Consider the following 19,495-nt stretch of genomic DNA (forward strand, 5'->3'; position numbering starts at 1 on the left):
AAAAAGAATTAAAACCGCGCTTTAAAAAGTCCTCATGCTCCCATGTGTGCCTGAAGAACCATGTAAAAGATGAAGGCGGCGTCCAGACCGAGGACGATTGGCGTTAGGCGCTGGAACTGACGTGTGGCGACGGCGAGCGCGGTGTAGATCAGCAGGCCGCAGGACAGGCTCAGCATGAAATTACCGGTCACGCCTGCAATCAGCAGCATCATCAGGGGCGGAATGGCTTCTGCGGGTGTTTCCGCGACACGGCTGAGGCTGCCGAGCATGTTTAGTCCCACGAGAATAAGCACGGGCGCTGTGGCGATCGCGGGAATGGCGGTGATGAGTGGCCAGAAAACGGAAGACAGGGCAAACAGGACGGCGACGACCAGTGCGCTCAGACCCGTGCGGCCGCCGGCTTCTACGCCTGCCAGACTCTCGACATAGGCGGAGACCGTGCAGGTTCCGAGCGAGGCACCGATGATGCTGGCCGCTCCATCGGAACCGAAAGCGCGGTGATCGAGCGCAGGTTTTTCAACCGTTCCGTCCAGGCCTGCGCGGTGGGCGACGCTCATCATTGTTGCGGTTGCGTCGAAAAAATCGCTCAGCAGAAAATAGAGCGTGATGGGGACGAGGAGTCCGAGGTGGGAAAAATATTCGTGGAAATCGAAAGGAAGGAACAGGTTGGTCGGATAATGCGGCCAGTCCAGAAGTTGGGCTGGAAGATGCGTGATCGGGCCTGAGGGCGTGTGGATGAACAGTCCGGCGATGGTAATGGTGAGGATGGCGAGGAGCAGCCCGGCCGGGACGCGCAGGACGACGAGAATGGCGCTCAGGACGACGCCAGCCATGCTGAGCAGGACGGACGGGTTGCTCAGGGAGCCAAATGTCAGACCTTCGGGCGAAGGAACGGCGATGCCGCCCGTCATTAGACCGATCCGGGCGATGAAGGCACCGAGTGCGATCTGGATCCCGAGCACGATCGAAGGCGGAAAGCCGCGGATGATGCGTTGACGGATCTGGCTCAGGGAGAGGGCGGTAAAGCACAGTCCGCTGAACAAGACGACCGTAAAGGCTGTGCGCGGGCTGACATGGGCTTGCTGCACGACAACCTGTGCGAACAGGACATTGCTGCTCATGGCGGGGGCAAGGGCGATGGGCAGGCGGGCCCAGAGCGCCATCAGCAGCGTGCCCGCGACTGCGCCGGCGATCGTGGTCATGACCATGTCGTGACGGTCCAGACCTGCCGCCGAAAGGATGGCCGGGTTGACGGCCACGATATAGGCCATGGCCCCGAAGACCGTCAGTCCGGCAATGACCTCACGCGGGATCGTTGAACCGCGGGCCGTGATATGGAACCAGCGGTCGAGTCTGGATAGCAGCAAGCGGACACTCCGGGGGCAGGGGATGGCTGGGCCAAGCTATAGTCAAAAAAGCTGGTTCTGCCACGACCCGGAGCGTATCTTTTCATTTCGGGTTCGATTTTTTCTCCCATGCTTTGTGGATCTCTGCCGGAGACAGGTGGTGGTGTGAGGCTTGCGGATGCGTTGCTGTCTGTGGGTGTGCCGGGTGCGGGATGCTGCTGGGGCCTGAGCCTGTGGTGGCGCCGGGTGCGATCCCGGCGGCGGGATGTTCATTGGCTTCCAGAATGGCTTTTTCGCAGGCCGAGCCCTTGCCGACACCAAGCTGGATGGTCGGGATCAGAGCTGCGGGCGGGAAGACGATCCCAAGCCCCACAGAGGCTGCGACGCGGCCGATCAGTTCCGCACCCGGCAGAATTGTGGGGCTGTTGATCGGGCCGAAAATATGGACCGCGCCGGGCAGGGACAGGATCTGTGGTCCGATCGAGCGGGTGGTGATGGCGTAGTCCAGTGTGTCCTTATGAAAATTGACGGTGCCAGTGCCGCTTGTCCGGGTAGTACCGGTTTGCAGGAGCATTGCATCGGTATGCACAATACCGTTCTTGAGCGGCAGGTCCGCCACGAGGCATTCCAGTTTTGAGCGATCCGGAATTCCAAGCGCAGACAGAATGGCCGAGCCGAGCTTGAGCCCCAGCAGATCGGGAAGAAGGGCCGTCACATCCCCCCCGCGGTCCAGAACCAGTGTCGTCCCGCCGTTGCCGTTTTCGACCAGCGTTGCGACCGAATTGCCAGTCGAATTAAGCGTTACATGACCGCCAATAGTGCCTTCACCTTGGAACATGTCCTTGGATGTCATGATGCGGGAGAGGGGAAGGCGGGAGACGTCCAGACGGAAGCGGGTGTGGAACTGCGCGTTTTTGGTCGGCTCAAGCGTAGCATTTGCGGAAATGGTTCCTGTCCCGGTGGCAAAGGTCAGGTGTTTGAGGTCAATGGCGCCGTCATGGATGTCGAGTTCGGTATCAATATTGTCCAGAGGCCAGTTTTTATTGCGGATGTGATCGCCGTGATAGGTTAGATGCACGTTGGCGGCATTGAGTTTCGGGACATTGATGGCCTTGTCAGGCAGTACGCGGGTACTGGCCGGTTCGGCTTTTTTCGCTTCGCCGGGCTGTGCGCCAATGAAGCCGCCCAGATCCGCCAGATCCACTTGATGGGAATGAAGGGCCGCATCCACAAAGATCGGTTTCTGATGCGGATTGACATTGATGTCTCCGCCGATATCCGAAGAGCCCATATGGCCTTCGAATTTCTGGAAACGGATTGCGCGGTCGGAATAGGCCAGATTGCCGGTGACGCTATAGGCCGGGGTTTCCGGAATGGGTACGCCCGTCAGGGGGTAAAGGAGCGCCATGTCCGGACCGGCAAAATGCAGTGCAAGATTGGTACCGCGGAAGTGGATCGGATCGTCAACCGTGCCGCGCAGAGTGATGTAGGTGGGGCCGTTGGCGAGGCGTCCGTCGATTGGATAGGGATGCGTGGTGTCTGTGATGTCCAGAAGGGCGCCCCCAACGATATGACCCGTGATGGGTGCGCGGGCGTAGCGGCCTTCAAGATCAATGACGATATGCCCGTCGTCGCCGTCTTTTGACGGAACGGTATGGATAAGGACGTGCATGTCCGTCTTCAGCTTTGCCATCGCTATACGGACATCGCCGTCATTGATCTCGATCTTGCCGAGCTTGGGCAATGTTGTTGAAGGTGACGCTGTCTGGGAGGGTGTGTCGGACGATGAGGGGAACGTATAATTGTTCGTGCCATCAGCCAGTGAAACGATGTCGCCTTTTGGTGCGTCGACACGGATCAGTGGCACGGAGAGACCGCCACCTGTCAGGTAGCGCCATGCATCGACCTTAACCGTGATGGCGTGAGCTGAGGCAAAGTCGTCTTTTTCTTTTCCGAAGCCCTCGGGCTGGCCGATTTTCAGATCATCGACCGTAATTGTTGGTTTGAAGCCAAGATGAACATGCAGATGCGCGATGCTGACGGGGCGATGCAGGGCTGCTGTGGCCTTGCGGTCAATGTAGGGAACGAACCAGTCCCATTGCCAGACCAGGATCAGCACGATGAGGGCGGCCACCAGCGCTCCGACAATACCGCCAGCGGTTTTCAGGCGCCGGTGTCGCTTCCCCCGCCCGGCGAGAGGGTTGTCAGAAGGGGAAGGTGTTCGGGGCGGGGTGCTGCTCAACGGCGTTTCTCCGGAACTTGTGGTGTGTCGAGACGGATCTGGTTGTTGCAAGTCGCTCTAATTACGGACAGAACCAGAAACGGTTTCACAAAAGACAGGAAGATCGGGACGGATGGACACGGTTGAACGCATCGGCAGTCAGAACGGCTCAGGCCTTGCAGAACTGCGACGTGTCAGCCGAAAGGCGCATGAAGCCGTGGATGAAGCTTTTTCGCGTTTCAATCTTGCAGATCGAGAATCCTACGGTGCGTTTCTGACAGCTCATGCAGGCGCGCTTCTGACGGCCGAGACCTATCTCGCGAAGCATCCGAGTGTGCTGCCATCATGGCGTTCACGCTCGGAACTGCTGAAGGAGGATCTGCGGCAGATGGGGCTTGAAGTTCCTGCAGCGCGTCAGGACATCTTTCCCGAGCATGACGGTATGGCGCTGGGCGTGCTGTATGTTCTGGAGGGATCACGCCTTGGCGGCCGGGTGCTTTCGGCGCGTGTGGCTGAGGGTTTGCCCCGGGCGTATCTGTCGGCGTTCCATCAGAAAGGGGAATGGCCGGAGTTTCTGGCACATCTGGAGCACTCTCTGAACGAGAGCGATGTGGCACAGCGTAAGGCTGTTACGGCAGGAGCAGTCCTGACGTTTGACCTGTTCCGCAATAGCGCCGGTTCTCAGGCCTGAGGCAGTCGGGCCGGCCGCACATTCCTTGGGACAACACCCGGAAAAGCATCGGATAGGCGCTCGGCCTCCTCGAACGGCAGCATAGCAACCGCGCATCCCAGGGCGCTGGCATCTGCTGCGGGAAGTCTTTCAATTCCGCGCAGTAATCCCGCGAGGTTATGGCCTTCCGCCGTCAGAACCATGAAAGATGTCATGCGGCTGTAGAGACTCATCGTCGCGTCGATTTCCGTCAGGCGATGGTCGGGAATGGCGATATGGATATCATTGCCGCTGACGGGGGACTGGACGGTGTTTTCAGCAATTTTGATGCGGAGCGGGATCATGGGCAGGAGCGTCGGCGAGGCTGCGAGCGGGAGATATCGGCCGGGCAGTGGGTTTTCCACGAACAGGCACGCGTTCCAGATATCGGTGTCCGATACTTCCAAAGCCATGACGAGCGGATTATAGCGCCCGAAATCCGTGTCCGTCGCTCCAACAGGAACGAAAGAGCCGGTTTGCATATCCAGCATCAGACGCGGCGTTTCCCCGAGCGTACAGAAGCGAAATTTCGGTTGTGAGCGGGAGGACGAAGACACGGAAAGCTGAGCGGGTGTCAGGCCAAGTTTTTGTAGAGCGGACTTATCCGCATGAGACATGACGGTCTTGAGGCGCCAATAAAGATCGGTCAACGACGCCTGGGTCAGGAATGAGGCGATCCGGCGGCTTTCGGGAAGCCAGCGGTGCGCGCCGCCATATTCAGCATCATTGCGGTCGAAGTTGTTCCAGGCCTGCTCGGGCGTCGCGCTAGAATCGCGCTTGAAGAAACTTTCCCGGTCTCTGGCGGCAAAGTGAAGAATCCGCGCGTCGTCCCAGACGGCATTTCTATCCAACGCCGAAAAGGGATCAGGCAGGGCGGCTTCGAGAGAGCGTGGCTGAACAAGATGTCGCACAATGCGGTGATCCGGTAGGCCGAGAAGGCCATGACGGGTGAAGGTCTCGACCGGGGAGAAGGCCGAGGGCGTCAGGCGTCCGGAAGAGCCTAACAGGCACCAGTTTACGGGAATTGTCGTTCCGGTCGCAGCGGTCGTGAATTCGGAGACCGATCGGGCGGTCTCGAAATGCAGATATTCATCCTCCGCCAGAATCATCATCCAGTCGAACTCGTCGCGGCCCTGTGCGAGTGCGTTTTCGTGGAATCGGGTCTGACGTTCCAGTCGTGTGGGGAGCGTCGTATCGGCGGACTGGAGCCGGATGTCGTAAAGCGTGGCGGCGTTTGAGAGGACCGTACTGGTTCCGTCCGTCGAATGATCGTCACAGACAATCAGGGTCGAGAAACCGACTGTCGCGTGATGGGCCAGCCACCATCCGATCGTATCAACCTCGTTGTGAACGAACAGGATGGCGGCGCTTTTCGACATGGGGCAGGTCTCAGTCCATTTTCAGGGCGGCGAGGAAGGCGCTCTGGGGGATTTCGACTTTACCGAACTGCCGCATGCGCTTTTTGCCTTCCTTCTGTTTGTCCAGAAGTTTGCGCTTACGGGAAATATCGCCGCCATAACATTTGGCCGTCACGTCCTTGGACAGCGCGCCGATCGTTTCACGGGCGATGACCTTGGAGCCGATGGCGGCCTGAATGGCGATCTTGAAGAGCTGCTTGGGGATCAGATCCTTGAGCTTGCCGCAGATCGAGCGGCCACGCTGTTCGGCGACGGTGCGGTGCGAGATGAAGGAAAGGGCATCGACCGGTTCGTGGTTCACGAGAATGGAGATGCGGACCAGATCGCTCTCTTCGTAGCCGTCCATCTGATAGTCGAAGGAGGCGTAGCCACGGCTGATGGATTTCAGGCGGTCGTAGAAATCGAACACCACTTCGTTCAGCGGCAGGCGGTAGACGGCCATGGCGCGGTTGCCGACATAGGTCAGGTCCACCTGCACACCACGACGTTCGGAACACAGCGTCAGGACCGGGCCGAGATATTCGTCCTGCACCATGATGGTGGCCTTGATCCACGGCTCATCAATGGTTTCGATCTTGCTCAACTCCGGCATGTCCGCAGGGTTGTGCAGATCCTCGACCGTGCCATCCGTCATGTGCATCTTGTAGACCACGGACGGCGCGGTTGCGATGAGGTCCAGATTGAATTCGCGGGACAGGCGTTCCTGAATGATTTCCAGATGCAGCAATCCGAGGAAGCCGCAGCGGAAACCGAAACCCAGTGCCGCCGATGTCTCGGCTTCAAAGTGGAACGACGCATCGTTCAGACGCAGCTTCGCAAGACTGTCACGCAGTTTTTCGAAATCATCCGCGTCGATCGGGAACAGGCCGCACCACACGACGGGAATGGATGGCTTGAAGCCCGGAAGGGCCTTCTCGGCAGGGCGGCGGTCAAGGGTGACGGTATCGCCGACATTGCAGTCCGCGACGGTCTTGATGGCGGCGTTGATATAGCCCATCTCGCCCGGACCCAGGCTTTCGACCGACTGCATCTTGGGCAGGAACACGCCGACCTGATCGACGTGATAGGTGGCACCGGTCTGCATCATGCGGATGCGGTCGCCACGCTTGAGGCGGCCGTCCTTGATGCGGACGAGAATGATGACGCCCAGATAGGCATCGTACCAGCTGTCGACCAGCAGGGCCTGAAGCGGGGCTTCGGCGTCACCCGTGGGGGCGGGGAGGCGCTGGACGAGGGCTTCGAGCACGCCTTCGATATTGATGCCGGTCTTGGCGCTGATTTCGACGGCGTCATCGGCGGGGATTCCGACAACTTCCTCGATCTGGGCGCGGACGCGCTCAGGTTCCGCGGCCGGAAGGTCGATTTTGTTCAGGACCGGGACGATTTCATGGTTGGCGTCGAGTGCCTGATAGACGTTCGCCAGCGTCTGGGCTTCCACGCCCTGAGAGGCATCGACGACCAGAAGCGAGCCTTCACAGGCAGCGAGCGAGCGGCTGACTTCATAGGCGAAGTCGACATGGCCCGGCGTGTCCATGAGGTTCAGCGTGTAAACCTTGCCGTCCTTGGCCGGATAGGTCAGGCGCACAGTCTGTGCCTTGATGGTGATCCCGCGCTCCTGCTCAAGTTCCATCGAATCGAGAACCTGATTTTTCATCTCGCGCGCGGTCAACGCGCCACAGGCCTGGATCAGGCGATCGGCCAGCGTCGATTTGCCGTGGTCGATGTGAGCGATGATCGAGAAATTGCGGATAAGGGAGAGCGGGGTATCGGTCATGGCTGCTACATACGGGATTATTGCAGAAATGTCAGTAGATCTGCGTAAAAGCCTGCCTTCGTCAAAAGGCAGGCTGGAGTGGGATCAGCGGTCCGTCAGACGGAACTCGATCCTGCGGTTTCTGGCATAGGCCGCCGGTGTGGTGGCCGCGTCCAGAGGCTGGTAGTCGGCGAAGCCCGTCGCGGCCAGATGACGTGGGTCCACGCCCTCGGCAATCAGCAGTTTGACCACCGTGATGGCGCGCTCCGACGACAGTTCCCAGTTGCTGGGAAATGCGCTGTGGATCGGCTGGCGGTCAGCATGACCATCCACGCGCAGAATCCACGGAAGATCCGTCGGAATCGTTGAGGCGACCTGTTTGAAAGTGTGGGCAAGCGTCGTGATTTCTTTGCGGCCTTCCGGCGTCAGTTCGGCACTGCCCTGCGGGAACAGGATTTCCGACTGGAAGACGAAGCGGTCTCCCACGACATTCACGCCTTTCTGGTCTTTCAGCAGGTCTCGCAAACGTCCAAAGAACTCGGATCGGTAGCGTTTGAGCTGATTGACCTTGTCCGCCAGCGCCAGATTGAGCTTGTTGCCAAGGTCCGCAATCTGGGCATCCTTGCCCTGCTCGTTTTTCTTTTCGAGGTCGAGAGCGTTGCTGATCGCCTGAAGCTGGCGGGTCAATTCTTCAACCTGCGCCTGAAGGTCAGAAATCTTGCTGTTCTGCTGTTTGCTTGTGTCGTCTGCTGAGGCGAGGGCCTGATCCTTCGACTGAAGCTGTCCCGTTAGGGCAGCGATCTGTGTCGAAAGAGTCTGAAGTTGGGCCTGATTATGCTGTTTTTCGTCAGACAGGGTGGCGACGGTGGAAGACAGGCTTTTATTTTTGTCTTCCGTCATCGACAGCATGTGCGACAGTTCGGCCAGCTGCTTCTGCAGGGCGTCGAGCGTGTGTTCGCGTCGTGACAGCGAGACCGACAGGAACTGCTGCCCCACGACGAAGACGAGTAGGACGAAGGTAACGACCATTAGCAGGGTGGACAGGGCGTCCACATAGCCGGGCCAGGCATCAAGGGCGTTGTGAGATCCGCGTCTGCGCCGGGCCATGGATCAGTCCTGCCTGCCGGGGGAGGGTGTCGTGCTGCCGGAGGCTGCGGCAATCGTGCGGGCCAGAACGCGCAGATCGTTGCGAAGCTCGCCGATTGTTTGGGCGCGGCCTTCATGAAGCTCTTGGATCAGGCGGCTGAGATGCGTTTCAATCCGCAGGAGCGCCGTTCCCTGGGAGCCCGGACCATCATCGCCCATATGGCGCAGAAGGGCAGTCTGGGTTTCAGCGGTGCGGGTCATGAGCGTCTGGTTGGCGGCGAGCAGATCTGTCATGCCGCGCAGACGTTCCTGAAGGCTGTCGAGCATGTGCAGCTCGCGGACGCGGTTTTCCTCGCTGCGGGAGACGGCGTTCTGGAGCGTTTCCAGATTTTCGGCAGTCTGTTCGAGCAGGGCCTGAACATAGGCCGGAACAGGGGCGCCGTCGCTGTCGATGGACGTGCTGCCCGTGACGCGTGTGACGCCAGCCAGCCATTCTTCCAGTTCATTGAAAAAGCGGGTCTGGGCCTGCCCGGCCGTGAGATCCAGAAAGCCGAGGACCAGTGCGCCGGCGAGGCCGAACATCGAGCCTGAGAACGCCGTGGACATGCCGGCGAGCGGTCCGGCAAGGCCTGTCTTGAGCTGGTTGAACATGACGTCCATGTCGCCGCCACCGGCGGACATGCCGCCGATGACACCGGCAATCGAACTGACCGTCAGCAGAAGGCCGTAGAACGTGCCCAGCAGACCCAGAAAAATCAGAAGCTGGGTCATGTAACGGGAGATTTCCCGGCTTTCGTCCAGACGTGAGGACAGGCTGTCGAGCATGGCCTGTGTGGTCTGGGTTGAAAGTGTCAGGCGGTCCGTGCGGTTGCGGGCTGCCAGCATGCTGGCCATGGGCGCGAGCAGGCGGGGAGCCTTGGGTGCGGCCAGACCGGCGCGTGGCTGGCGCAGGAGTTCAACCCAGTGCACTTCCGGCATGAGGCGCTGGACGACATGCAGGTTCCACAGGATGCCCAGCAGGAGCACGCCAAGGATAATGGCATCGAGCTTCGGGTTCGCGCTGAAGGCCTGAAGCAGGGTTGTGCCCATTGTCGCGGCCAGAAGGCCGACCGCGACAAGGAAAACGGCCATTCGGAGCAGATAGGTCGTAGGACGTGTCACGGCGTGTCTTTCCTGATGTTATTTCGGCAGGCCGTTTGCGGAAGGTGAGGATGGGTCGACGGGATTTGTCTCGATGACAACATCCAGCCGGTCGGCAGGCGCACTGTCTCCGGCGTCAGGACGTCCGAGCGCGCGGGGATAGAGACGGGTCGTGGCCACACCTGCGTGAATGAAGATCGATCGGACGGCAAGCGCGCGGGCCAGCGCGATACGGCGCGGCATGGACACGTCATCGCCCGGCAGTGTGGCATGAGCGATCAGCACGATCCGCTCTTCCGGGTGATGGGAGAGTTCGGTTCCATAGGCCTGCAGCGTTTTGAGGCTGTCGGCGTTCAGCGCGTCGCTTCCGGACGCGAACAGAACGCGCAGTCCGCCGTCAGGCAGCGATTCCGTATGGCTTGCGGCATCGGCAGCGGCCGTCACGTCCGTCGGAGGAACCGGCGGATGAAGCTGAACCGGAACGAATGGCGGGGGCAGCACCACGGGAGGTGGTGGAGCGGGAGGGACGCCCGGAACCGTCTCATGCGCTGGAGCAGATTTGACCGGAGTGGCTGCCGGGGCAGGCATGGATGTCGCGTTAGGTTTCTGCGAGACCGGCTTCGTGTTGCTGTGTGCGGCGGAGGTGTGGGCCGTATGTGGCGCAGCAGCCGGTTTTTTTGCGGTGGGAGCGGACTTGCCCTGAGGCAGATCATCCAGATTGCTGGTGACCTGTGCCTGTGCGGCAGGCAGCGAAAGGCAGGCCAGAAAGGCCGCCAGAGAAAGGGAGGAGAGGATCGGCCTGTTCATGTCAGGCCGATCCTAGACGACGCCTCACGACTCCCGCAATGGGGCGTGAGGACAGTTTCGTCAGCGCCGGGAGATCAACCCCGGTTCAGGGCCTCATGCACGAGCGCGCGCAGAGTACCGTGAAGGTTGGTGTTTCCGGCAACGACATTCACGTCGTCCGGCAGATCGTGGAGTTCGTTACCGTCCGGATCGGTCGCATAACCACCGGCTTCGCGGACGAGAAGCAGACCGGCTGCGCAGTCCCACGGCTTGATGCCGAATTCCCAGTAGCCTTCGTAGCGGCCTGCTGCCACCCATGCGAGATCAAGGGCAGCGGCACCGAAGCGGCGAATCCCTGCGACCTGCGGCATCAGTGCGCCCAGAACGCGGGCGAACGGCAGACGGCTGCTGCTCGGGACCTTCGCAAAGGGAATGCCCGTTGCGAAAACGGCTTCCAGCATATTGCGGCGGCCGGAGACGCGGAGGCGGCGCTCGTTGAGGAACGCGCCCACGCCCTTTTCGGCCCAGAACATTTCGTTGGCAGCGGGGTTGTAGACAACCGCCGCGACCAGTTCGATCGATCCGTCCTGAAGTCTGCGCTGAAGGCCGATGGAAATGGCCCAGTGCGGAATGCCGTGCAGGAAGTTCGTCGTGCCGTCCAGCGGATCGACGATCCAGCGCCAGGTCCAGTTATCCCCGCCCGAAGCGCCGCTTTCTTCCATCAGGAAGGCGTAGCCCGGCCGCGCACGGCTCAGTTCTTCGCGGAGGATGGTTTCGGCGCGCAGGTCGGCCTGGGAGACGAAATCTCCCGGACCCTTGATGCTGACCTGAAGCTGTTCGACCTCTGCAAAGTCACGGAGCAGACGGCGCGAGGCCTTCTGCGCGGCGCCCTGCATGACGGCCATGTGCGGGGAGAGACGCATGATGGATCAGTCCTTCGCGCGTTCGACGTAGGATGCGTCTTCCGTGCGGACAACGATGCGCTCACCGGCTTCGATGAACGGCGGGACCAGCGTCTTGACGCCGTTGGACAGGACGGCGGGCTTGTAGGATGAGCTGGCTGTCTGGCCCTTGACCACCGGATCGGCTTCCGTGATTTCCAGCGTCACATGCGGCGGCAGTTCCACGCCCACCGGGTCGCCTTCGACCAGCTTGACGTTCAGCGGCATGTTGTCCTGCAGGAATGCGAACTGGTCGCCGAAGATGTCCTTGGCGAGGATCAGCTGTTCGAACGTCTCCGGGTCCATCAGGACAACATTGTCACCATCCATGTAGGAATAGGTGTAGTCCTTGTCTTCCGTCATCAGACGCTCGACGGAGTCAGCCGTTCTCCAGCGCTCGTTGGTCTTGTTGCCCGTCTTGAGATCGCGCATTTCGACCTGGATGAAGGCGCCACCCTTGCCCGGGGTGATGATCTGCTGCTTGAGAACCGTCCAGCGGCGACCGTCGTGCTCGATGACCTGGCCGGCCCGGATAAGGTTGGCTTGCTGTTTCATGCTTGTGTCCTGATGACCCTTGGATAGGGATTTTCTGTCACGTCTTGTGGGCTTCTAGCGCCGCACGGGGCTTCTAAGCAAGGCACAAGGGATGCGTAGGCTGCGGGGACTTCAGGAAAGTGTGAAGGAAAGGGGACTTGGGGCCGCGCGCCGGGCAGGTCATGTCAAACTGTGTGTGCGTCCTGAGGGTCAGGGCGAAACGCAAGGAGAAAACGCATGTACGATATGAAGAACCTCTCGCGCATTTCCCATCTCGAAGCCAATGCCTCCAAGGGTATGGAGGCTTTCTGGCAGTTCGATCGCGCGGCCTTCGAGGAAGGGGCCGTCAGCGCCCTGACCAAGCAACTCGCCGCCGTGGCGGTCGCCCTGACGACCCAGTGCCCGTATTGTATTGAACTTCATGTGAAGGCGGCTCGCGAAGCAGGTGCGACGGACGCCCAGCTTTCTGAAATCGCCCTCGTGGCCGCTGCCATCCGCGCGGGCGGCGCGATCACGCATGCCACGCATATGTTCGAAGCGAAGTAAGCGTTTCTTTCGTTTCAGGTGAAGTCGCAAATCTCTCCGTCGGGTGTTGAAACAGCACCCGGAGAGTCGGGCTTGAGATATTCCGGGCCGATCGGGACTTTGCCCCGGCCGCCCGGAATGTCCAGAACATAGGTTGGCCAGGCGAGACCCGTCACCCGTCCGCGGAGTTGCCGCAGCAGCGCCTGTCCCTCCTCGACCGGAACATGAAAATGCCCGGTTCCGGCGGCAGCATCCAGATGATGCAGATAATAGGGTTTGACCCGCGCTTTCAGAAACGCCCGCAGAAGGGCTTCCAGACTTTCCACCGTATCGTTGACCCCGCGCAGCAGAACGGACTGCGACAGAACCGGAATGGCACGCGACAGCACGGCGCGGATGGCTTTCGTGGCCTTCGGCGTCAGTTCTCTGGCGTGGTTGGCATGGACCACGAGCCACATGGCGCAGTCCGTTTCCATGGCATCCAGAAGCTCTTCCGTCATGCGGGCGGGATCGGCGACTGGCACGCGGGAATGGATGCGGATGGTCTCGATATGGGGCATGTCGGACAGGGACTGCACGATATGCTTTAGTCGGCGGGGCGCCAGCATGAGCGGATCGCCCCCCGTGAGAATGATCTCACGGATATCGGGATGTTGCCGCACCCAGTCCAACGCGGTTTCGAGTTCCGCATCATTCAAAAGGCCGCCGCCGGGCCCGACATGTTCTCGGCGGAAGCAGAAGCGGCAATAGAGCGGGCAGACCAGCAGCGGCTTGAGCAGGGCACGATCGGCATAGCGATGCACGATTCCGGGAACGGGCGAGAGCGCATCATCGCCGATCGGGTCCGTATCTTCGTGCGGCAGTGTGATCAGTTCGCGTGCATCAGGGATGACCTGTCTAGCGATAGGGTCGTCCGGATGGGTGATCAGGTCCTGAAAGGCAGGCGGAATGGCCATTGTGAAGCGTTCGCCTACCGCTTCGAGCGCTGAACGGTCCGCCTCGTTCGCCAGTCCCGCGTCGATCAGGTCCGAGGGTGTGCGAAGGGTGGCGCGTTTTGCAGAATGCTTTTGGGCTGTCTTGACCATATCGTGCATGTGATGCCTCTAGCGGTGCGGGTCCCCGTTTTGCAACAGGAGCGATAGACGCCATGACCGTATTGTCCGCTGGATTGGCCGCTGATTCGGCCCGGATCGCCGAGCGCCTGCCGTTGCTTGAGCGGCGCTCGCAGATGGTGAAATCCGTTCGGACCTTCTTTGAAGACCGGGGCTATCTGGAAGTCGAGACGCCCTGCGCCGTTCCTGTTCCGGGAGAAGAGGTCCATCTGCGGTGTTTCAGAACCGAGCTTGAACGCCCCGACGGCTCCTGCGAGCCGCGTTTTCTGCATACGAGTCCGGAATTCGCGATGAAGCGGATTGTGGCGGCGACGGGACGCGCCGTGTTCCAGTTGGCACGCGTCTGGCGCAATGGTGAGGCGAGCAACACGCATGCGCCAGAGTTCACCATGCTGGAATGGTATCGTCCGGGTGCGGATCTGTCGTCCCTGATGGATGAAACGGAATCTTTCCTGCGGGCTCTTCTGCCGCCTGTGGTGCATCGGGGGATGGATGTCATTGATCTGTCACTCCCCTTCGAACGTCTGACGATGCAGGCTGCGTTTGCGCGCTATGTAGGGGCGGATCTGCTGGGAACGGCCGGAAATGCCGAGGCCCTTGCCGAGCAGGCGCGTGTTGGTCTGCGCAACGGGGAGACGTGGGAGGATCTGTTTTTCCGGCTTCTGCTGGAGCGCGTCGAACCCGTGATCGGGCGCGAACGCCCGACGTTCCTGACGCACTGGCCTGCCGAACAGGCCGCTCTCGCACGACGCGACCCGGCGGACGGGCGCGCGGCTCTGCGGTTTGAACTGTATGTGGGGGGGCTGGAACTGGCGAATGCATTCGAGGAACTGACGGACCCGGTGGAGCAGCGGGAGCGTTTTGTAACGGACCGCAAGCGCCGTATCGGTCTGTCACCGGATCAGGACTGGCCGGTGGACGAAGCCTTTTTGGCAGCGTTGCCGGATCTGCCTGCCTGTTCGGGGATTGCGCTCGGGTTTGACCGGCTGGTCATGCTGGCGACAGGGGCGCCGCGGATCAGTGACATTTTGTGGTTGGCCTGATCTTTTCGGAACTTGCAGGAGTTTTAATCCTTCTTTTGCGTCAGAAGGGCTAGAACGTGTCGAAAGAGGAACATGACCGCTCTACAGCGGCACAGTCGGGGAAGAATATGATGAAAAAAGTTGGCGTGCTGTCCGTTCTGGTGCTGCTGGGCCTTTCTGCCTGTGAGGTCCCGACCCTTCAGCAGCGCAAGGTTCTGGATTCCATGGTCGGCAAGTCCGAGGTGGATGTCCTGCGCCAGTTTGGTGTGCCGACCCGCAACTACGATGCGCAGGGCCATACCTTCCTCGCCTATATCGACAACCAGACGCAGTATTCTCCCGGTGGTGGCTGGGGCTGGGATGGCTGGGGCGGTGGCTGGGGAGGCTGGGGCGGTGGCTGGGGTGGTATGGGCGGCTGGGGTGGCGGCTGGGGCGGCATGGGTGGATGGGGTGGCGGTTTTCCGTCGACCTATTACAACACAAGCTGTCAGACGACATTCGAGCTGGTCAGCGGTCATGTCGTCGGATGGACCATGCGTGGGGACGGGTGCTGAAACGCCCGACCTGCTCTATGGTCGTCTCTCCCGCTCACAGGATGGTGCGATCAGGCATGGATGTGCGACTCGATGTTTTCCCTTCAGGACGGTTTCCGGGCTGGGGGAAGGGGCTGAAACTCGGCGTGGGGCTCCTGCTTGGGGCCACGCTGTCCGCCTGTGGCGATCCTGACTGGCAGGGCACGGACTGGACGAAGAACTATCAGGACAGTTTCGAAACCCAGATCAGCGCCCGCGCTGCCGCTATGCCCGGAACGGCCGATAGCGCCTATCAGCCCAGTGCGGACGGGACGCCCAACAGTCCGGTCGCCTATCACTCGCCTCCGATGCTGTCTTATGAGGATCGTCCGCTTGACGAGAATATCGCGGGTTCTCTGGAACTCAGCGACTACGTCAAGGCGATCCAGGTGGCGAAGCTGGAGCCGTGGATTAGTGGTCCGGGGCCGTACACGCTTTTTGCGATTCCCAATGCGGCTATGGAACGTTTGAGTGCGCGCTGGCCCGGTGGGCTGCTGGCTCCGGCCAATCGCGGGCAGCTCGTCCATATTCTGGGCTACACGATTGCCTATGGAAAATGGAACGAAGCCGCTTTGCGCCGGGCCATCCAACGCAATCATGCCCATGCAATCGGCCTGAAGACCCTGTATGGCGATCTTTTAGGCGTGGAAGTGTCTCCGCGTACGGGCGAACTGCTGCTCGAGAATGCAGCGGGTGAGACCAACCGTCTGTGGGGCAAGTCTTTCTCGCAGTCCAATGGCGTTCTTTACTTCACTCAGGACGCGCTTCTGCCGATCCCTACCGTAAAGGTTTCAGCCGGCCGCAAGCACGGCCATCGCTGAAAATCGCTCTTTATCCTTGCCATCAAACTGAAGGGGGATGGCAAGGAAATCGGCACCGGCAGTGATTGCTGAGGAAGCATCCGCCGCAGTCGTGACATTCTCCGTGACGCCCGGAAGTTCCATGACGGAACTCCACCATGTCACGAGCTCCAGATCCCCCGCAGGAAACGCAACATAATCGGCGCCGGATTCGCCTGCTTTCATGGCATCGTCGCGGTTGTCGCACGCACAGCCGATCGGCATATCGCTTCCGACGGTTTTGCGAAGAGTGACCAGATCCTCGACACAGGCGACATGCAGCCCATCGCAGATCCCCAGAAGGGAGTCTGGAGTATTGGACAGCGGAACGCCGACTTCAGGGATCAGGGCGACGCCATTGGCATGGAGCAGGTCCACCAGCTTTGAAAGCTGCGCTTTCTCTGGCGTCCAGCCGCAGGGCAGCCGAAGAGCGGTGACTTCAGGCAGCGGCAGAATATCGCGGAGCACCTCTAAAGCGGCGTCCATATCAAAGCCGGCAGGTAAAACGGGGTAGAGATCACAGGCTGTCATGGGGATGTTCTCGCAGATTGTGGATGCGGGAGCTAGGCGGTCTGAGCGTCAGGAGCCGTCCGCGGTATCGGTCGTAGGAGTCCAGCGCGCGAAGTTGTGCGGCATTGACCCGGCAGATCGCCCAGCCGACCCCGCAATCCAGCGCCTGTCGTGCCGCTATGGGAGACGCGCCGCAATCCAGAACAGATAATCCCGCATGGTCGCCCATGACGTTCAGCCACCAGGGAACGCCAAAGCTGCTGCCTACGCTTTCGACGGAGAGGGCAAAAAACCGATTTCCCTTGAGCCGGGTGATCCGATCCATCTCATGGCGCGACGAAATGACGAAAACAGGATAGTGAAAGGGCAGGGATGTCCTTGACCCCAAAGCGGGATCGGGTCTTTCCTGAGCAACGGGCCGGAGCGGGTCTGTATCGGGCATTTGACTGGCATAATGATTGCAGGAACGGGAAGAACGTGGCGGTAAACGAGACAGGTATTGCGCAGGACGATAAGACGCTTGAGCGTCTTGAGGAAGCGATGATGCGGATTGCTGCTGCGTCCGAGCGTCATGTGCTGGCAAAGGAAGCCTGTGAGCGTGCTCTTCATTCCGCGCCTGACCTTTCGGAATTTGCAGCCAATATCGATGCGCTGTGTGCCCGCATTCAGTGCGTGCTGAACAGGAAAGAGGGCTGAGCGATGGGACAGGTATCCATTCGCCTTAATGGCTACGTCTATAATGTTGGATGTCAGGATGGCGAAGAAGCCCATCTGTATGACATGGCCCGTCATGTCGAAGGCTGGCTTCAGCGGGCCCGGAGTCTGGGTGGTGCTGCAAGCGAATCCAAAACGCTCATGATGGCCGCGCTTCTGATGGCCGATGAAATTTTCGAACTGAAGCACCGGCAGATTTCGCCTCAGGCCGAAGCGCAAATCCAGCAGGCCGGACATCTGCTTCAGCGTGAGGGGGCGCGTCAGGAGCGTCTGGCCCGTCTGGCGGGGCAGGCAGAGCTTCTTGCCTCGGAACTGGAGCGCACTTCCTGATTCTTCAAGGTTTGCATTGAATATCGGGCCGGACAGTCTAATATAAGTGATGGAGCTGCCTGGTGCGTCAGGCAAATCATCCCCCGGGCCGATAAGCATTCCTACGGGAACTGGCTCTGTCGTGGCCCTGGTCACGTTAACCGGTGCCCACCTGCACTTGCAGGTCTAGGAGGGCTGAAAAGACCAACGGCTTTGGCGGCTCCACAGATTTCCGAAATCGACGTTCTGAAAAAAAAACTGCGCCGCAAAATGGCCGAATATCGGCAGGGGCTGCCTTCTGAAGACGACGAAAAGCTGTGCGGTTTTCTTTTAAAAGAAATTCTCGCACAGCCTGCTCGAAAAATTGCTGCAGTCTGGCCTCTTGCCGAAGAAGTCGATCTTCGCCCCCTGTGTCATGCTCTGTCTGAAGCCGGGCGTCAGGTTCTGTTGCCTGAAACCACACCAAAAGGTTCTCCTTTGATCTTCAGGCGCTGGACGCCTTCATCTTCCATGATTGCGGGCCGTTTCGGAACATTGCATCCGGAGGGTAATGTTGACGTTCCAGATCTTGTTCTCGTGCCATTTCTGGCATTTGACCGTTTTGGTTACAGGCTTGGATATGGCGGCGGCTATTATGACCGTACTTTGGCCGCACTGAATGTTCCGGCGATCGGCTTCGGCTTTGCCGGTCAGCAGATCGATGCCGTTCCCACAGGTCCGTACGATATTCCGTTAAAAACGATCGTGACGGAGTGTGGAATCATCCGGACTGATAACCCAAAATCTTTATGAAAGACTGACTGTTGAGACTGCTGTTTCTGGGCGACATTATCGGGCGTAGCGGGCGTGAGGCCATTATCCGAAATCTGGCCGACTGGCGTGAGAAACTCTCGCTGGATCTGGTGGTCGCCAATGGTGAGAATGCCTCACACGGCTATGGCCTCTCCCCGGATATAGCGAAAAACCTGCATAGTGCCGGCGTCGATGTCATTACGCTGGGCAATCATGCGTGGGATCGCCGTGATATGCTCGGCTATATCAATCAGGCTCCTTACATTGTCAGGCCTGCCAATTACCCTGCCGGAACGCCGGGGCAGGGGAGTCATATCGTCGAAATCAGCCGTGGGCGCAGGGCTCTCGTCATCAATGTGATGGGGCGCATTTTCATGGACCCGCTGGATGACCCTTTCCGGATCGTCAGCGAAATCCTGTCAAAGCATCGGCTTGGCGTGACGGTGCATGCCATCCTGATTGACGTTCATGCCGAAGCCACCAGCGAGAAAATGGGCTTTGGAGCTTATTTTGATGGCAGGGCTTCTGTTGTGGTGGGAACGCACACGCATGTTCCCACTGCGGACCATCGCATTCTCCCTGCGGGCACGGCCTATCAGACGGATGCGGGGATGTGTGGTGACTACGATAGCGTCATAGGAATGGGAAAACCCGCAGCCCTTCACAAACTGGTTCGCAAAACCCCGGGCGATCGACCGCAGCCGGCGGAAGGGGAGGCGACAGTTTGTGGGCTTATGGTTGAAACGGATGACGCCACCGGTCTGGCCAGAAAGGTCGCTCCGCTACGGATTGGCGGACATCTGGCTCCCAACTGGCCGGATTTCTGAGAAAAGCAGAAAATTTGAGAAAAAACCGCCTTTTTTCGAGTGTGATTCGCAATGAATAATGGGGGTTAGTCTTTTCTGCCGCAGAAAACCGCGATTTTATCTGTTGATAAGTGTCTTGTGAATTCTGTTTGACACTCTGGGATCTCCCCCGTATAAGCCCGTTCACCGACGCAGCGGGGCCCACTTCGAGGGGCTCTGGAGCGGCGGGGATGACGGTCTTTGAAAATTGAATATGGAATTGGAAGGGATATGTTGGCGGCGTTTTGGTGCTGGTGATTTAGGATTAAGTTCCTGGGTCTAAGTATCGGGATGTTGGTTGATGTATCTTTTAGATGCTTC

The 19,495-nt window shown here is 59.7% G+C and carries 21 protein-coding genes and 1 other RNA gene; 10 read left to right on the plus strand and 12 right to left on the minus strand.

The features are described from left to right. Positions 1-32 precede the first annotated feature (32 nt). Both HKD28_RS09270 and HKD28_RS09275 read right to left on the minus strand, forming a co-directional pair. Entirely contained in the window at positions 33-1,364 is a 1,332-nt protein-coding gene (locus HKD28_RS09270) for an NCS2 family permease (protein ID WP_194262425.1), read from the minus strand. An 85-nt stretch (positions 1,365-1,449) separates the two neighbouring features. Continuing rightward, the gene (locus HKD28_RS09275) at positions 1,450-3,588 is read right to left on the minus strand and encodes an AsmA family protein (RefSeq protein WP_194268003.1); all 2,139 of its coding nucleotides are present in this window, start codon (positions 3,586-3,588) and stop codon (positions 1,450-1,452) included. Positions 3,589-3,700: 112 nt separating this feature from the next. Here HKD28_RS09275 and HKD28_RS09280 point away from each other — a divergent pair, with 112 nt between their 5' ends. After that, positions 3,701-4,258, plus strand: coding sequence for a biliverdin-producing heme oxygenase (locus HKD28_RS09280; RefSeq protein WP_194268004.1), 558 nt, complete (start codon positions 3,701-3,703; stop codon positions 4,256-4,258). Here HKD28_RS09280 and HKD28_RS09285 read toward each other — a convergent pair. The 7 genes from HKD28_RS09285 to efp form a co-directional block, all read right to left on the minus strand. Continuing rightward, a complete protein-coding gene (locus HKD28_RS09285; RefSeq protein WP_194268005.1) occupies positions 4,249-5,655 on the minus strand; it encodes a glycosyltransferase family 2 protein in 1,407 nt (468 codons plus the stop codon). The genes HKD28_RS09280 and HKD28_RS09285 overlap by 10 nt on opposite strands. Positions 5,656-5,665: 10 nt before the next feature. Then, positions 5,666-7,468 (minus strand): translation elongation factor 4, encoded by a 1,803-nt coding sequence (lepA, locus tag HKD28_RS09290; protein ID WP_194268006.1) that lies wholly within the window; start codon positions 7,466-7,468, stop codon positions 5,666-5,668. 84 nt (positions 7,469-7,552) lie between these two features. Next, positions 7,553-8,554 (minus strand): peptidoglycan -binding protein, encoded by a 1,002-nt coding sequence (locus tag HKD28_RS09295; protein WP_194268007.1) that lies wholly within the window; start codon positions 8,552-8,554, stop codon positions 7,553-7,555. A 3-nt stretch (positions 8,555-8,557) separates the two neighbouring features. Next, positions 8,558-9,694 (minus strand): flagellar motor protein MotA, encoded by a 1,137-nt coding sequence (locus tag HKD28_RS09300; RefSeq protein ID WP_194268008.1) that lies wholly within the window; start codon positions 9,692-9,694, stop codon positions 8,558-8,560. A gap of 18 nt (positions 9,695-9,712) precedes the next feature. Further along, positions 9,713-10,480 (minus strand): OmpA family protein, encoded by a 768-nt coding sequence (locus HKD28_RS09305; protein WP_194268009.1) that lies wholly within the window; start codon positions 10,478-10,480, stop codon positions 9,713-9,715. A gap of 74 nt (positions 10,481-10,554) precedes the next feature. Then, complete coding sequence (locus HKD28_RS09310) at positions 10,555-11,382, minus strand: inositol monophosphatase family protein (protein ID WP_194268010.1); 828 nt, start codon at positions 11,380-11,382, stop codon at positions 10,555-10,557. Between the two features lie 6 nt (positions 11,383-11,388). Continuing rightward, positions 11,389-11,955: an elongation factor P gene (gene efp, locus HKD28_RS09315; RefSeq protein ID WP_062032946.1), complete on the minus strand. Its 567-nt coding sequence runs from the start codon at positions 11,953-11,955 to the stop codon at positions 11,389-11,391. A gap of 216 nt (positions 11,956-12,171) precedes the next feature. Here efp and HKD28_RS09320 point away from each other — a divergent pair, with 216 nt between their 5' ends. Beyond that, positions 12,172-12,480, plus strand: coding sequence for a carboxymuconolactone decarboxylase family protein (locus HKD28_RS09320; protein ID WP_099286815.1), 309 nt, complete (start codon positions 12,172-12,174; stop codon positions 12,478-12,480). 14 nt (positions 12,481-12,494) lie between these two features. Here HKD28_RS09320 and HKD28_RS09325 read toward each other — a convergent pair whose 3' ends face one another. After that, positions 12,495-13,553 carry a lysine-2,3-aminomutase-like protein gene (locus HKD28_RS09325; RefSeq protein ID WP_194268011.1) on the minus strand — a complete coding sequence of 353 codons (1,059 nt, stop codon included), beginning with the start codon at positions 13,551-13,553 and terminating at the stop codon, positions 12,495-12,497. A 53-nt stretch (positions 13,554-13,606) separates the two neighbouring features. On the opposite strand from HKD28_RS09325, the gene epmA reads away from it, so the two are divergent. From epmA to HKD28_RS09340, 3 genes are all read left to right on the plus strand, one after another. Further along, positions 13,607-14,614 carry an EF-P lysine aminoacylase EpmA gene (gene epmA / locus HKD28_RS09330; RefSeq protein ID WP_194268012.1) on the plus strand — a complete coding sequence of 336 codons (1,008 nt, stop codon included), beginning with the start codon at positions 13,607-13,609 and terminating at the stop codon, positions 14,612-14,614. A gap of 107 nt (positions 14,615-14,721) precedes the next feature. Continuing rightward, positions 14,722-15,147: a hypothetical protein gene (locus HKD28_RS09335; protein ID WP_194262392.1), complete on the plus strand. Its 426-nt coding sequence runs from the start codon at positions 14,722-14,724 to the stop codon at positions 15,145-15,147. A gap of 56 nt (positions 15,148-15,203) precedes the next feature. After that, positions 15,204-15,986, plus strand: coding sequence for a fasciclin domain-containing protein (locus tag HKD28_RS09340; RefSeq protein WP_194268013.1), 783 nt, complete (start codon positions 15,204-15,206; stop codon positions 15,984-15,986). On the opposite strand, the gene HKD28_RS09345 is transcribed toward HKD28_RS09340, so the two are convergent. Together HKD28_RS09345 and HKD28_RS09350 are read right to left on the minus strand one after the other, a co-directional pair. Continuing rightward, a complete protein-coding gene (locus tag HKD28_RS09345; RefSeq protein ID WP_194268014.1) occupies positions 15,957-16,535 on the minus strand; it encodes a thiamine phosphate synthase in 579 nt (192 codons plus the stop codon). The two genes, HKD28_RS09340 and HKD28_RS09345, sit on opposite strands and share 30 nt — an antisense overlap. Then, positions 16,522-16,956: a hypothetical protein gene (locus HKD28_RS09350; RefSeq protein WP_194268015.1), complete on the minus strand. Its 435-nt coding sequence runs from the start codon at positions 16,954-16,956 to the stop codon at positions 16,522-16,524. The genes HKD28_RS09345 and HKD28_RS09350 overlap by 14 nt, the downstream gene beginning before the upstream one ends. A 35-nt stretch (positions 16,957-16,991) precedes the next feature. On the opposite strand from HKD28_RS09350, the gene HKD28_RS09355 reads away from it, so the two are divergent. From HKD28_RS09355 to HKD28_RS09375, 5 genes are all read left to right on the plus strand, one after another. Next, positions 16,992-17,210, plus strand: a complete 219-nt coding sequence (locus tag HKD28_RS09355) for a hypothetical protein (RefSeq protein ID WP_194268016.1) — start codon at positions 16,992-16,994, stop codon at positions 17,208-17,210. 3 nt (positions 17,211-17,213) lie between these two features. Beyond that, a complete protein-coding gene (locus HKD28_RS09360; RefSeq protein WP_194268017.1) occupies positions 17,214-17,558 on the plus strand; it encodes a cell division protein ZapA in 345 nt (114 codons plus the stop codon). A gap of 49 nt (positions 17,559-17,607) precedes the next feature. After that, positions 17,608-17,764: non-coding RNA, 6S RNA (ssrS, locus tag HKD28_RS09365), on the plus strand. Beyond that, entirely contained in the window at positions 17,751-18,329 is a 579-nt protein-coding gene (locus HKD28_RS09370) for a 5-formyltetrahydrofolate cyclo-ligase (protein ID WP_194268018.1), read from the plus strand. Before ssrS ends, HKD28_RS09370 begins: the two co-directional genes overlap by 14 nt. A gap of 11 nt (positions 18,330-18,340) precedes the next feature. Then, positions 18,341-19,156 carry a TIGR00282 family metallophosphoesterase gene (locus HKD28_RS09375; RefSeq protein WP_194268019.1) on the plus strand — a complete coding sequence of 272 codons (816 nt, stop codon included), beginning with the start codon at positions 18,341-18,343 and terminating at the stop codon, positions 19,154-19,156. Positions 19,157-19,495: the final 339 nt, after the last annotated feature.

It is taken from the genome of Gluconobacter cadivus, from assembly GCF_015244745.1.
GTDB lineage: Bacteria > Pseudomonadota > Alphaproteobacteria > Acetobacterales > Acetobacteraceae > Gluconobacter > Gluconobacter cadivus.